The following is a 14346-nucleotide window of genomic DNA, read 5'->3' on the forward strand; positions in this document are numbered from 1 at the left end:
AGGTATATTTCATCTGCACTTCGATAATGCTAGTAATAAAAGCCTAAGAATAAGGGATGATATGCCCTGTTTTAAAATGGTACTGCTTTTTCTAGTAGCAAAAGAGGTGGAGTGCAGATGGAAAATCAAAAGCTGATAAATTTTTTAAATCAATTACTATCGAATCAATTTGTTATGTATGTAAAACTACATCGTTATCATTGGTTTGTTCAAGGAAGGCATTTTTTTCAACTACATGCATTGTTTGAAGAAATGTATGCCAAATTCGCAGAAGACCTTGATGAAGTAGCAGAGAGAATACTGATGATTGATGGTAAACCATTAGCGACAATGTCAAAATACTTAAAAGAAGCGACGTTAGTAGAAGCAAACGCAGATGATAAAGAAGATGAAATACTTGATCAACTACATGACGATTACAAACAACTCATTGCAGAGATTAAAGAAGTCGGTTTTAAGCTTGCAGACGAAAGAAATGACGAGCCTACAAAAGACTTATTAATTACGCTAGTAGGAAGCTATGAAAAATATGTTTGGATGCTATCCGTATATCGCGCATATAAATAATAGAATGAATTATTAGGGGAAGAAGAATGAAACAAAAGGTTATAGCTATTGTTGGTCCTACTGCAGTAGGGAAGACAAACTTAAGCATAGAAGTTGCCAAAAAGTTTAATGGGGAAATTATTAGTGGCGATTCCATGCAAGTATATAGAGGCATGGATATTGGTACAGCAAAGATTAAGAAAGAGGAAATGCAAGGGATTCCGCACCATATGATTAATATAAAAGACCCTCACGAAAGTTTTTCGGTTGCGGATTTTCAATACTATGTTCAAAAATACATAAAGGAAATATCAGAACGAAACCACATTCCAATTATCGTTGGTGGAAGTGGTCTTTACATACAATCCGTGCTATATGATTACCACTTTTCTAAAGAAAAGCGAGATGATGCTTTAACGAAATCACTTGAAGCTGAAATGAACAAGTATGGAATAGAGCCATTGTATGATCGTTTAAAACAAATTGATCCAACACAAGCAGAAAAAATACATCCCAATAATTATCGAAGAGTTATTCGGGCATTAGAAGTATATGAGAAAACGGGGCTAACAATGACTGCATATCAATCACAACAACAAGAAGAAATGCCCTATGATTCGATGTTAATCGGCTTGGAAATGGAGCGTTCCTTGTTATATGAACGAATTAATCTGCGGATAGATGAGATGATTCGTGCGGGATTGTTAGAAGAAGTTCGACAATTGATTAATTGTGGATATGAGAATGCTTCATCTATGAAGGCAATCGGGTATAAAGAATTGATACCATATATTAAGGGAGAGGCGTCATTAGAGACCTCCGTTGAATTACTAAAGCGTAATTCAAGAAGGTATGCTAAAAGACAATATACTTGGTTTAAAAACAAAATGGATGTTCATTGGTATCATGTTACACCATTAACCGTAAGTGAAAAAGTTAATGAGATTTTACATGATTTAGCAGGATTTCTTAAAAGTTAAGTAGAAATATAATAGTATAGATAGAAAAGAGGAGGAAACTTAGGTGGCGCAATCAGTAAACATTCAAGACCAATATTTAAATCAATTAAGAAAAGAGCATATTTCCGTTACTGTATTTTTAACGAATGGTTTTCAGTTAAGAGGAATCGTCAAAGCGTTTGATAATTTTACCGTATTGTTAGAATCAGAAGGAAAGCAGCAGCTAATTTTTAAACATGCAATTTCCACTTTTGCACCAGCTAAAAATGTCAATCTTGATAAAGAATAAACAGGGTGTATCCTTCAAATAAAGTGTGGAGCACAATAGGTCTGTCCTTGACATTGCAACTTTCTCATCTGTTGTATTGTCTAGGTCAGACCTTTATTCTGCTCTATGGGTTATGGTCTTATAGGCATTTGTCACAACTTTATCCTTCTAAACGTATAATAACATGACTAAGGAGTGATAAAGTTGGCTACGCAAAAGATTCATCACAAAAATGGTAAAATTAATATTGTTTTACAAGATAATAAAGTTACTAAGATAGATAACAATAATCATGAGGAATATGTAGGCAAAGACCCTTTTGCGCATATTGATCAAGAACTTTCGTCATTTGTTGGATTAACGGATTTAAAACGTAAAATAAAAGAAATTTATGCCACGATCATCATAAATGAAAAGCGAAGTCAAATGGGGCTTTCCAATACAAAGCAAGTATTGCATATGCTTTTTAAAGGGAATCCAGGTACCGGTAAAACTACAGTCGCGAGAAAATTAGCTAACATCTATTTTGATATGAATTTACTGTCAAAGGGTCATTTTATTGAAGCGGAGAGAGCGGATTTAGTTGGGGAATATATTGGTCAAACAGCTCAAAAAACCCGTGCTCTTATTCAAAAAGCACTTGGAGGAGTACTGTTCATCGATGAAGCGTACTCATTAGCCCGTGGTGGTGAAAGAGATTTCGGTAAGGAAGCAATTGACACACTCGTAAAACATATGGAAGATAATGGGGGTGACTTTGTCCTCATCCTTGCTGGATACCCTGATGAAATGGAACGATTTCTAACATTAAATCCGGGGCTAAAATCTCGTTTTCCATTTATTCTTGAGTTTCCTGACTATGATGTGGATCAATTAATGGATATAACAAGACAAATGGCATCGGAAAGAGAATATCAATTATCCAAGGATGCGGAATGGAAGTTAAGAAATTTCCTCTATAAACAAAGGAACGATCCTAATCGTAACTTTTCCAATGCTCGTTTTATTCGTAATGTAGTAGAACACGCCATTCGTATGCAAGCTGTACGTTTATTATATAAAGATGACATTTCGCCAGATGAGCTTATCTTACTTACAGGGAATGATTTAAAGCTAGAAGACATTCAATCGATTTGGTAATAAGTGTCATTTACAAGAGTAAACGAATCATAATAGTAATTTAAGGAGAGTATGAGCACAATGCCTGAAGAAAAAGTGGTAGTAATCGCTGTAAAAAAGCCGCAGCTGCAGGATGATTATTTTGCGTCTTCTCTAGAAGAACTTGTGTCACTTGTCGATACAGCAGGTGGTCACGTAGTAGATGTTATTACGCAGAATAGGGAACGAATTCATCCTGCTTTTTACATTGGTGAAGGTAAAATGGAGGAAATAAAGCAAAGGATAGAGGAACTAAATGTTGATTTAGTTATTTCGAATGATGAATTATCTGCAGGTCAGTCACGGAATTTAAGTGATTACTTTGATAGAAGGGTAATTGATAGAAGCCAGCTAATATTAGATATTTTTGCAGCAAGAGCAAAAACGAAAGAAGGTAAACTTCAAGTCGAATTGGCACAGTTGCAATACTTATTACCGAGATTACGTGGTCAAGGTGTCCAATTATCTCGTTTGGGAGCTGGTATCGGCACAAGAGGACCCGGTGAAACAAAGTTAGAGACAGACCAAAGACATATTAGAAGACGTATTGATGATATTAAAAGACGTTTGAAGCAAGTAGTGAAACAGCGTGATCAATATCGGAAACGTAGAAAACAAAATGAAGTGTTTCAAATTGCCATTGTTGGGTATACCAATGCTGGAAAGTCAACCCTTTTTAATCGGTTGACAAACAGCGATTCTTTAGAAGAAGATAAATTATTTGCAACACTAGACCCACTTACTCGAAAGGTGCAATTACCGTCTGGTTTGAATGTGCTATTAACCGATACGGTAGGTTTTATTCAACAGCTCCCAACCACTTTAATCGCAGCTTTTCGCTCCACCTTGGAAGAGGTCAGTGAGGCAGATTTCATTCTCCATGTTGTCGATAGTTCACATCCGGACAATGAGCAACACCAAGAAACAGTGCTCAAATTATTGGATGAGCTAGAATGTAGTACGATACCTATGCTGACTGTTTATAATAAAAATGACTTACTAAAAGATGATTTTATTCCAAGAAATCGCCCTTATATTGTCCTTAGTGCACTAGAAAGCAGGGATTTACATCGATTAGTAAAAAAGATAGAGGAAGTATTAACGACTGAATGGAATTCTTATCGCGTTTTAGTAGAAGTGGAAAAGGGTGATTTGCTAAATCGCTTTGAGCATGAGACAATTCTTTTGGAGAAAAACTTTGATGAAGAAACAGAATCATATAGTTTAAGTGGATTTATTCGTGCAGAGCATCCGCTTAATGGAATAGTAAAGGAGAAAAATACGTAACATGTTAGAGAAATTCGTAGAACAAGCAGAAAATGATATCGCAGAAATACACCGAGAGATTAATAAAACAGTAGAAATAAATCAAAAACGAGTTTTGGATGCTTTTAGAAGGAATAAAGTTAGTGATAGCCACTTTAATTCTACAAGTGGCTATGGTTATGATGATATTGGACGAGATACGCTAGAATCAGTCTATGCCGATGTATTTGGTGGAGAGTCTGCAATCGTTAGACCACAATTGGTATCGGGAACGCATGCCATTACAACGGTGTTGTATGGGTTACTTAGACCAGGTGATGAATTAGTCTATATTACTGGAAAGCCCTATGATACATTGGAAACAGTGATTGGCATTACAGGGGAGAAGACAGGATCATTAAAGGATTTCCAGATTACATACAACGAGGTACCATTAACAGAAGAGGGTCATATCAATTTCCCTAGAATAAAAGAAGTAATCCATGATCGTACGAAAGTGGTTGCTATCCAACGCTCTAAGGGCTACGCCGATCGTCCTTCTTTTACGATAGAAGAGATAGAAGAAATGGTTCGTTTTGTCAAGGAGATTCGTGATGATGTAATTGTGTTTGTAGATAATTGTTATGGTGAATTTGTGGAAGAGAAAGAACCTCTACATGTTGGAGCAGACATCATGGCGGGTTCATTAATTAAGAATCCAGGTGGTGGAATTGTACGAGCTGGGGGCTATATTGTAGGAAGAGAAGATTTAGTGACGTTGTGCGCATATCGTTTAACTGCTCCAGGTCTTGGGAAGGAATTAGGGGCTACTTTCCATTTACTACAGGAAATGTATCAGGGATTCTTTTTATCACCACATGTGGTAGGAGAGGCATTAAAGGGAGCAGTCTTTACTTCCAGATTATTGGAATTGCTAGGATTTATTACAACACCACATTACCAAGAAAAGAGAACCGATTTAATTCAGTCCGTAACGTTCGAAACAGCAGAACAAATGATAGCCTTTTGCCAAGCAATCCAGCAAAACTCGCCTGTCAATTCATTTGTAACACCATATCCTAGTGAAATGCCAGGATATGAGGATGATGTCATTATGGCGGCTGGAACATTTATTCAAGGCTCAAGTATAGAATTGTCAGCAGATGGCCCGATTCGAAAACCTTATACGGCGTTCGTACAAGGTGGACTTACGTATGCTCATGTAAAGATTGCGTTAATGGAAGCTGTACAAGCTATTATAGATAAGAAATAACGGTTGAACTTAACATACATGGTATATGTTAAGTTTCCTAACATCTGGTTGACAGAATAACTGACATTTATTATAATAATTTTGTAGATAAGGGAGGTCATAGTCATGAATGATAAGGATCGACGCTCCATGCCTTTGTTTGGAATCGGTATTGTAATGAAGCTTACCGAGTTAACCGCAAGGCAAATTCGCTACTATGAAGAAAATGATTTAATTCATCCAGAGCGAACAAAAGGGAATCAGCGACTATTCTCATTCAATGATGTAGATCGTCTACTAGAAATTAAGAATTATCTAGATAAAGGTCTAAACCTTGCAGGGATTAAATTATTACTAACTGATGAAGATTCTAATGTAGAAAAAACAGAAGAAAAGGAAAAAGCATTACCAAAAGAGAAGAAATCTGTTCTAACAGATAAGGAGCTTCGAGCGATTTTAAGACAAGAAATTACCGAAGCGAATCGATTTGGTAAAGCTAATCTACGACAAGGGGAACTTGCTAGATTTTTTGTGAATAGGTAGGTATAGGGGAAGTGAATTCCTATAAAATATACTGATTATAATTTAGGAGGAGAGAAATTTATGGGTTACTCGAGAGAAGAGATTGAAAGAAAAATCAAAGAAGAAAATGTTAAATTTATTCGACTTCAATTTACAGACATGCTAGGAACAATTAAAAATGTGGAAATCCCATTAAGTCAATTAGAGAAAGCACTTGATAACAAAATGATGTTTGATGGCTCATCTATTGAGGGATTTGTGCGTATTGAAGAATCTGACATGTATTTATATCCAGATTTAGATACATTTGTCGTGTTCCCTTGGACTTCAGAAAAAGGAAAAGTTGCCCGTTTTATTTGTGATATCTATCGTCCTGATGGTACACCATTTGAAGGGTGCCCACGTTATAACTTAAAACGTAATTTGAAGAAAATGGAAGAGCTTGGCTTTGATGCTTTCAATATTGGAACTGAACCGGAATTCTTCCTATTTAAATTAGATGAAAAGGGAGATCCTTCTTTAGAACTAAACGACCATGGTGGATATTTTGATTTAGCGCCTACTGATTTAGGGGAAAATTGCCGTCGTGATATTGTATTAGAACTAGAAGAAATGGGCTTTGAGATTGAAGCATCTCACCATGAGGTTGCCCCTGGACAACATGAAATTGACTTTAAATATTCTGATGCATTAAAACATGCGGATGATATTCAAACGTTTAAGCTAGTTGTTAAGACAATTGCTAGAAAACATAATCTTCACGCAACGTTTATGCCTAAGCCATTATTTGGAGTAAACGGTTCTGGAATGCATACTAACATGTCCCTATTTAAAGGTGGAGAAAATGCATTCTACAACCCGAGTGGAGATTTAGAATTAAGTGACACAGCCTATCAATTTATTGCAGGTATTGTAAAGCACGCTACTGGATTTACAGCGATAACCAATCCAACAGTTAACTCATATAAGCGTCTAGTACCTGGCTATGAAGCACCAAGCTATGTTGCATGGTCTGCAGCAAACAGAAGCTGTCTTATGCGTATTCCAAACTCTCGTGGTTTAAGTACACGTGTTGAGGCAAGAAGTGTTGATCCAGCAGCTAATCCATATATGGCATTATCTGTTTTATTAGCAGCGGGACTTGATGGAATCCGTAACAATATGACACCACCACCTGCGGTTGATCGTAATATTTATGTTATGACAAAAGAAGAACGTGATGAAGTTGGAATTAAAGATTTACCATCATCGCTAATTGATGCATTACAAGAACTTAAAAATGATGAAGTTATTGTAGAAGCATTAGGGGAGCATCTATTTGAACATTATATTGAAGCAAAAGAAATCGAATGGGATATGTTCCGCACAAGCGTACATCCATGGGAAAGAGATCAATATTTAACTAACTACTAATAGAAAAGAAAACCGGTGAGTATAGGAGAATCCTCCTAGCTCACCGGTTTATTTTGATAGAATTTACACTAGCTTTCCGATCCTATTAAAAACGCATTTGCTAAGAGAAGAGCAAATGCGTTTTTGTATTTCGATATATCGTTAATGAATATGACGATAAAGCCCAACTACTTTACCAAGAATCGATACATTCTTATATATTAATGGTTCCATTGTTGCGTTTTCAGGCTGTAAGCGAATATAATCTTTTTCTTTGAAAAATCGCTTTACGGTTGCTTCATCATCTTCCGTCATTGCTACAACAATATCTCCATTTTGTGCTGTACTCTGTTGTTTCACTATTACCATATCACCGTCTAAAATACCAGCCTCAATCATACTCTCACCATCAATTACTAGGACAAATAGATTTTCATCAGGACCTGCAGTTGAGCTAGGGACTGGCACAAATTCTTCAATATTTTCTACAGCAGTAATAGGTATACCAGCTGTTACTTTACCAATAACGGGTGCATAGCGAGCTTCTTCCCTAGGTATATTACTTTCTTCATCCAAATCTAGTATTTCTATTGCTCGGGGTTTAGTAGGATCTCGGCGAATAAAACCTTTGCTTTCTAATCTAGAGAGGTGCCCGTGAACAGTTGAGCTTGAGGCAAGGCCCACTGCTTCAGCAATTTCTCTAACAGATGGTGGATAACCTTTTAATTTGACTTGTTCTTTTATGTATTCAAGTATAGCTTGTTGTCTAGTTGATAATTTTGTCATCTATTAAACACCTCGCACATATTATTTATTAATGCTAGTTTACCATCGTATGGCATATAATGCAAACATTCGTTCGAAAAATCATTGACAAGATCATATGTTCTGATATAATAAAAATACGAACAAAGGTTCTTGTGATATAATCGAGAAGGGATGATGAAAAAATGTTTGGTAAAGTAAACAAGACAGATTTATTTTATATTGTTGCTTTTGCTGTAACATTAGGTTTCTTATACGTATCATTAATTAGTGCATAATAGGAGTTAATAAATTGAATGTCATTATATACTGCAGAGTAAGTACAGATAAAAAAGTTCAGGAAACGTCATTAGCTAGACAGAAGGAAGAATTATGCCAATTGGCAAATCGGTATCAATTCCATGTTGTAAAATGTATAGAGGAGCAAGCGAGTGGATATGAAGTAGAACGAGATGGAATATTTGACATGCTTGAAACGTTTGAACGTGGACAAGCAGATGCTCTCCTTATTCAAGATGAAACAAGATTAGGTCGAGGAAATACAAAAATAGCATTGTTTCATCAATTAGCGAAGTTGAATATTTCCATCTACACTGCGATTCACGATGGAAAGCTAGAATTATCCGAATCAGATTCTATGGTATTACAGATTGTCGGTATAGTGGAGGAATACCAACGCAAAATTCACAATGTAAAAATAAAACGAGGTATGAAAAAAGCGATAGAGAATGGCTATAATCCAGCTAAGAATCTTGCTAATCAGCATTTAGCTCCAGGTAGGGAGAGAAAGGAAGTACCAATCGAGGAAATCATTCGATTACGAAATAATGGCCTTACCTTCAGTGAAATTGCAAAGACGTTAACTGGATTGGGATATTCTATCTCAAAGGCTACTGTCCATAGAAGATACCAAGAATATCAAATAATTGATTCAGATAAGTTGAACAGGTAATATTAAAAAGCAAGAACGTGTCGTGTTCTTGCTTTTTAATATTAATAATGATGAATAAGATAGATTTATTCTAGGAGGTTATGAGATGATTTCAAAAGAAAAATTAGATCGTATTAATGCACTGGCTAAAAAGGCAAAGACTGCAGAAGGACTAACAAAGGATGAAGAAAAAGAGAGAAAAAAACTACGAGAAGAGTATTTAGGGAATGTCCGCAACTCTTTTAAGAATCAATTGAAGACCATGACGGTAATTGATCCAGCAGGAAATGACGTGACTCCTAAAAAGTTACGTGACATGCAGGAAAGAAACCAAAAACATTAGACATAGTAATATCATAATAAGGAATACTAGTACTTGTTAACTATCTACATTTTACAGAAAACAAGTATTACTATTCTTCTGACCGAAAGGAGTATTACGTATGTCTACTAATATAGAGCAAATGTCCATTAATGCAATTCGCACCCTATCCATTGATGCCATAGAAAAAGCTAATTCAGGACATCCTGGATTACCAATGGGTGCTTCTCCAATGGCGTATACGTTATGGGCAGACATAATGAATCACAATCCTAAAAATTCTAAATGGTTTAACCGCGACCGGTTTGTATTATCTGCTGGACATGGATCAATGCTACTGTACAGTCTGTTACATTTATCGGGCTATGACGTAACAATAGAAGATTTAAAGGAGTTTCGCCAGTGGGGTTCTAGGACGCCAGGCCATCCAGAAGTTCATCATACCGATGGTGTAGAAGCAACTACAGGTCCTTTAGGCCAAGGTATTGCAATGTCTGTTGGGATGGCGATGGCTGAGGTGTATTTAGCTGCTAAGTATAATAAAAGTGATATGAACATTATAGACCATTATACCTATTGCTTAGTTGGTGATGGTGATTTAATGGAAGGAATTTCGCATGAAGCGGCTTCCCTGGCTGGCCATCTAAGGCTCGGTAAATTGATTGTTTTATACGATTCTAATGATATTTCGCTAGATGGAGAATTAAACCGCTCTTTCTCGGATAATACGGAAGAACGTTTTAAATCCTATGGTTGGCAGGTTATTCGGGTTGAGGATGGAAATAATGTAGAAACGATTCGCATGGCATTAAAAGACGCGAGAGAAAATATCGAACAACCTACGCTAATTGAAGTGAAAACCGTTATTGGTTATGGATCTCCTAATAAATCAGCTTCTTCTGCTTCACATGGTGCCCCATTAGGTGAGGATGAGGTCTTGTTAACGAAAGAATTCTATCAGTGGCAGCATGAAGAATTCCGTGTTCCGGAAGAGGTATATGCTGATTTTAAAGAGAAGATACAAATAAAAGGCGAGAAACTAGAAGCAGAATGGAATATGCTTTTTGCCACTTATCGAGATAAATATCCACAAGAGGCTAAGGAACTAGAGATGGCCATTGCAGGTGAATTACCGCAAGGATGGGCTGATAACCTTCCAGTATATGAAGTAGGAAAGTCTCTTGCAACGCGAGCTTCTTCAGGCGAAGTATTAAATGGTATTGCTAAAGCCATTCCGTATTTCCTTGGTGGTAGTGCTGACCTAGCTGGCTCTAATAAAACCACCATTACCGGAGAAGAGGACTTTACTAGAGAGAATTATAATGGTAGAAATATATGGTTCGGTGTTCGTGAACATGCAATGGGTGCTGCACTGAATGGTATGGCACTTCACGGCGGGGTGAAGGTGTATGGCGGTACGTTCTTTGTCTTCAGTGATTACTTACGTCCAGCAATACGCTTATCTGCTATTATGAATACACCTGTTACATACGTATTTACACACGACTCGATTGCTGTTGGTGAGGACGGTCCAACACATGAACCAATTGAACATTTATCAGCGTTCCGAAGCATGCCGAACCTTTCCGTAATTCGACCGGCAGATGGAAATGAAACCAATGCTGCTTGGAGACTTGCGGTGGAATCGACAGATCAACCAACCCTTCTCGTATTAACACGACAGAACTTACCGACATTAGAGGGTACAAAGGAACAGGCATATGAAGGTGTAAAACGTGGTGGATATATTTTACGTGATTCCAATAAAGCAATCCCTGATGCGATCTTAATTGCTTCCGGTTCCGAAGTTCAATTAGCAGTGGAAGCACAAAAAGTACTTCGTGAAGACAATATAGATGTACGAGTGGTTAGCCTTGCATCATGGGATCGTTTTGAACGCCAAGAAGAAAATTATAAAGAAAAAGTTCTACCTAAATCTGTTACCAAACGAATTGCAATGGAAATGGGTTCTCCACTTGGCTGGGAACGTTACATTGGGCAAGAAGGGAAAATTATTGGCATTTCTACCTTTGGCGCATCCGCAAGTGGAGAAAAGTTAATCGAAGAATACGGATTTACCGTTGAAAATGTAGTAAAGCATGTAAAAGATATCGTTATGTAATGGAATCATGCTAGATCTAGATGGTATTAAGCGTATCTATTTTAAATCAGTGCATGATACAAGCTCAGGAATTGCATAGGCTCAAACAGAAGGAGAGGCTTCAGTGAGTTCATAGATATTCTTTCTAGTTAAAAGATAACCAAAAGCAAAATAGCCCCGACTGAAAAACATTCGGGGCTATTTAAAAATAACATAAATGTAGTTCCAACCTATTTTTCATCTATTAATCCATTCGACAAAACTAGTGATAATATATTTCACCGTTTGACATTCTTTTTTAATAGAAAACGTATAATAGATGAAAAAGGGGAGGGGCTATAGAAAATGAAAGAATATACTGTTTATTGGATAAAAGAAGAATTTGCTAAACACTATTACTATAAAAGTGATATTTTATATCGTTTTATCAAAGAGTATCATTTGAATCAATTAAGAAATGATTTACATATGCAATTCCATTATATTACGGAGAACTTCCCTAAGGATTCTTTAACTTCACAATTATGGAGACAGCCTAAAAACACACTTGGAAAAATTAATAGTAGCGAAATGCTAGAGCTTGGTAATAAACGGGAATTTATTACTTTACAGATTGAAGAAAAACATATAAAATTTCGTTGTGAAACATTACAGGATGCTGAAGCATTATTATTTCCTACTTTGAGACGGTTTCATCCATATTTATTCATTATGAATAGCGAATATGAAGATTATGGTTGGATTTCGCCTGCAAAGACAATTACAGCGTATAATAATGATCAAGTATTGTATTCTTAGGACTGTTTTACTATACTGTATAAGAGACAACACGAAGGAGGAAACGAATAGATGGACGTAATTTGGGTCGTATTAATTGCTATAGCAGCTTTAATTGCTGGTGTTGCTCTTGGATTTTTTATTGCAAGAAAGTATATGATGAGCTATTTGAAAAAGAATCCACCTATTAATGAGCAAATGCTACGCACGTTAATGATGCAAATGGGGCAAAAGCCTTCACAGAAGAAAATCAATCAAATGATGCGTGCAATGAATAATCAAATGGATAAATAGCATACTGCAATCATGTTATACAAAATCAAGTATACATTGCACAAAGATACCCCGTACTATTCCTAGTAGGGGTTTTTTCATGCGATAGTATAATTATCCTTTTAACCATATAAGAGTTTTGTCAATAGGTTATCCACCTAATTGTCAAATTCCAGATGCATAAATTGGTCAACCATCTGATATAATGGATGGCAGAAGCAAATTAGGAGGTTAAGTATGTCTGAGATAAATATTTTTCTTGCATTTGGTGCTGGATTTCTTTCTTTTATTTCTCCATGTGTATTACCACTTTACCCGGCATTTTTATCATACATAACAGGAATGAGTGTTAGTGAAATAAAAGATGACCATAAAATGTTAAATCGTAATAGTATTATTCATACGATATGCTTTTTAATCGGATTTTCTAGTATTTTTATTATTTTTGGATTTGTGACTTCCTCTATAGCTCAATTTCTTTTGACTTATAAGGATATAATAAGACAAGTGGGTGCTTTATTAATTATATTTTTTGGACTTGTCATTGTCGGTATTTTAAATTTTAAGTTTTTAATGAAGGATAGGAAGGTAACTTTTAAAAACCGTCCGTCAGGCTTTTTAGGTTCTGCCTTAATTGGGTTTGCCTTCTCATTAGGGTGGACACCTTGTACAGGACCTATACTAGCAGTAGTATTTACATTAACTGCAACCGATCCTAGTAAAGGTATGGTGATGATGATTGCATATATTTTAGGTTTTTCAGTCCCATTCCTTGTCCTTTCCTTCTTTATTGGGAAATTAGGTTGGATTAAACGGAATAGCCATAAATTAGTTAAAGTCGGCGGTTATATTATGATTGCTTTAGGTATTGCCCTATTTTTTGATTGGATGACGAAACTCACTGCTTTCTTAGCTGGTTGGATAGGTTTCAATGGATTTTAACGGTAAACTATATTATTATAATACCTATAGATTCTACATAAGGAAGTGTTATTTTTGAGCAAACCCAATAACTTAATTTTACAAACTGCAACTGCACTTATTGCCTTTATACTGCTAGGGTTTTCTGTATATTTGTTTTTTGCAGGTCATAACTCTCCAGGTGGTGGATTTATTGGTGGCCTTGTTACAGCAGCAGCTGTAGTATTACTATATATGGCATATGGTATTGATTTTGTAAACAAAATATTGCCAATCAATTTTCGAGCGCTGATTTCAGTCGGATTGTTAGTTGCATTCTTAACAGGTGTAGGTTCATTCTTATTTGATGTTCCATTTTTATCACATACATTTGGTTACTTTGAATTTCCTATATTTGGGGAAGTGGAACTAGCGACTGCAATGTTGTTTGACTTGGGAGTGTATTTAACAGTAGTAGGTGTAACCGTAACAATTATAATAAATATAGCAAATGATACAAAAGCAGAAGTTTGATTTTATATAATTGGGGGATTTGTTAAATGGCAAGAATTTTGGTAGTTGATGATGCTAAATTTATGCGCACGACTCTTCAATCGATTCTAACCAAGGATAACCATGATGTTGTAGGGGAAGCAGAGAATGGGAAGGAAGCAATATCACTTTTCTTAAAGGAAAAACCTGATTTAGTTATTATGGATATTACCATGCCGATTATGAATGGTATCGAAGCTATCAAAGAAATAATGAAGATTGATTCGAATGCTTCCATTCTTGTTTGCTCAGCGATGGGGCATCAGAAAGTGGTTGTAGAAGCGATAGAATTAGGGGCAAAAGACTTTATCGTAAAACCATTCGATGAACACCGTGTGTTGGAGACGGTTAATCGCGTATTATCACACATTACAAGCTAATCT

Annotated in this window: 17 protein-coding genes; 16 read left to right on the forward strand and 1 reads right to left on the reverse strand. The window is 36.1% G+C overall.

Features of this window, described 5'->3' with window-relative positions:
* The first annotated feature begins 117 nt into the window (after positions 1-117).
* The 8 genes from ACSKT4_RS02375 (at position 118) to glnA (ending at position 7363) form a co-directional block, all read left to right on the forward strand.
* On the forward strand, positions 118-567 hold the full coding sequence (locus ACSKT4_RS02375; RefSeq protein WP_465822760.1) for a Dps family protein: 450 nt from the start codon (positions 118-120) through the stop codon (positions 565-567).
* 26 nt (positions 568-593) lie between these two features.
* A complete protein-coding gene (gene miaA, locus ACSKT4_RS02380) occupies positions 594-1526 on the forward strand; it encodes a tRNA (adenosine(37)-N6)-dimethylallyltransferase MiaA (RefSeq protein ID WP_186868751.1) in 933 nt (310 codons plus the stop codon).
* 43 nt (positions 1527-1569) lie between these two features.
* Complete coding sequence (hfq, locus tag ACSKT4_RS02385; RefSeq protein WP_186868752.1) at positions 1570-1794, forward strand: RNA chaperone Hfq; 225 nt, start codon at positions 1570-1572, stop codon at positions 1792-1794.
* A 183-nt stretch (positions 1795-1977) separates the two neighbouring features.
* Positions 1978-2913: a stage V sporulation protein K gene (gene spoVK / locus ACSKT4_RS02390; protein WP_186868753.1), complete on the forward strand. Its 936-nt coding sequence runs from the start codon at positions 1978-1980 to the stop codon at positions 2911-2913.
* Positions 2914-2973: 60 nt separating this feature from the next.
* Positions 2974-4218, forward strand: coding sequence for a GTPase HflX (hflX, locus tag ACSKT4_RS02395; protein ID WP_186868754.1), 1245 nt, complete (start codon positions 2974-2976; stop codon positions 4216-4218).
* 1 nt (position 4219) lies between these two features.
* The gene (locus ACSKT4_RS02400; RefSeq protein ID WP_186868755.1) at positions 4220-5449 is read left to right on the forward strand and encodes a methionine gamma-lyase family protein; all 1230 of its coding nucleotides are present in this window, start codon (positions 4220-4222) and stop codon (positions 5447-5449) included.
* 105 nt (positions 5450-5554) lie between these two features.
* Positions 5555-5971 carry a MerR family transcriptional regulator gene (locus tag ACSKT4_RS02405; protein ID WP_186868756.1) on the forward strand — a complete coding sequence of 139 codons (417 nt, stop codon included), beginning with the start codon at positions 5555-5557 and terminating at the stop codon, positions 5969-5971.
* Positions 5972-6031: 60 nt separating this feature from the next.
* On the forward strand, positions 6032-7363 hold the full coding sequence (gene glnA / locus ACSKT4_RS02410) for a type I glutamate--ammonia ligase (protein ID WP_186868757.1): 1332 nt from the start codon (positions 6032-6034) through the stop codon (positions 7361-7363).
* A gap of 141 nt (positions 7364-7504) precedes the next feature.
* Here glnA and lexA read toward each other — a convergent pair whose 3' ends face one another.
* On the reverse strand, positions 7505-8128 hold the full coding sequence (gene lexA / locus ACSKT4_RS02415; RefSeq protein ID WP_186868758.1) for a transcriptional repressor LexA: 624 nt from the start codon (positions 8126-8128) through the stop codon (positions 7505-7507).
* A 271-nt stretch (positions 8129-8399) separates the two neighbouring features.
* On the opposite strand from lexA, the gene ACSKT4_RS02420 reads away from it, so the two are divergent.
* From ACSKT4_RS02420 to ACSKT4_RS02455, 8 genes are all read left to right on the forward strand, one after another.
* The gene (locus tag ACSKT4_RS02420; protein ID WP_186868759.1) at positions 8400-9059 is read left to right on the forward strand and encodes a YneB family resolvase-like protein; all 660 of its coding nucleotides are present in this window, start codon (positions 8400-8402) and stop codon (positions 9057-9059) included.
* Between the two features lie 85 nt (positions 9060-9144).
* A complete protein-coding gene (locus tag ACSKT4_RS02425; protein WP_186868760.1) occupies positions 9145-9381 on the forward strand; it encodes a DUF896 domain-containing protein in 237 nt (78 codons plus the stop codon).
* 100 nt (positions 9382-9481) lie between these two features.
* Complete coding sequence (tkt, locus tag ACSKT4_RS02430) at positions 9482-11482, forward strand: transketolase (protein ID WP_186868761.1); 2001 nt, start codon at positions 9482-9484, stop codon at positions 11480-11482.
* A gap of 324 nt (positions 11483-11806) precedes the next feature.
* Positions 11807-12259, forward strand: coding sequence for a sporulation inhibitor of replication protein SirA (sirA, locus tag ACSKT4_RS02435; protein WP_186868762.1), 453 nt, complete (start codon positions 11807-11809; stop codon positions 12257-12259).
* 51 nt (positions 12260-12310) lie between these two features.
* Positions 12311-12532, forward strand: coding sequence for a YneF family protein (locus ACSKT4_RS02440; protein WP_026907542.1), 222 nt, complete (start codon positions 12311-12313; stop codon positions 12530-12532).
* Between the two features lie 216 nt (positions 12533-12748).
* On the forward strand, positions 12749-13453 hold the full coding sequence (locus tag ACSKT4_RS02445; protein WP_186868763.1) for a cytochrome c biogenesis CcdA family protein: 705 nt from the start codon (positions 12749-12751) through the stop codon (positions 13451-13453).
* A gap of 54 nt (positions 13454-13507) precedes the next feature.
* Complete coding sequence (locus ACSKT4_RS02450; RefSeq protein ID WP_186868764.1) at positions 13508-13945, forward strand: Na(+)/H(+) antiporter subunit B; 438 nt, start codon at positions 13508-13510, stop codon at positions 13943-13945.
* Positions 13946-13971: 26 nt separating this feature from the next.
* Positions 13972-14343: a response regulator gene (locus ACSKT4_RS02455; RefSeq protein WP_186868765.1), complete on the forward strand. Its 372-nt coding sequence runs from the start codon at positions 13972-13974 to the stop codon at positions 14341-14343.
* Positions 14344-14346 lie beyond the last annotated feature (3 nt).

Source organism: Ornithinibacillus liuyingii, from assembly GCF_055550225.1.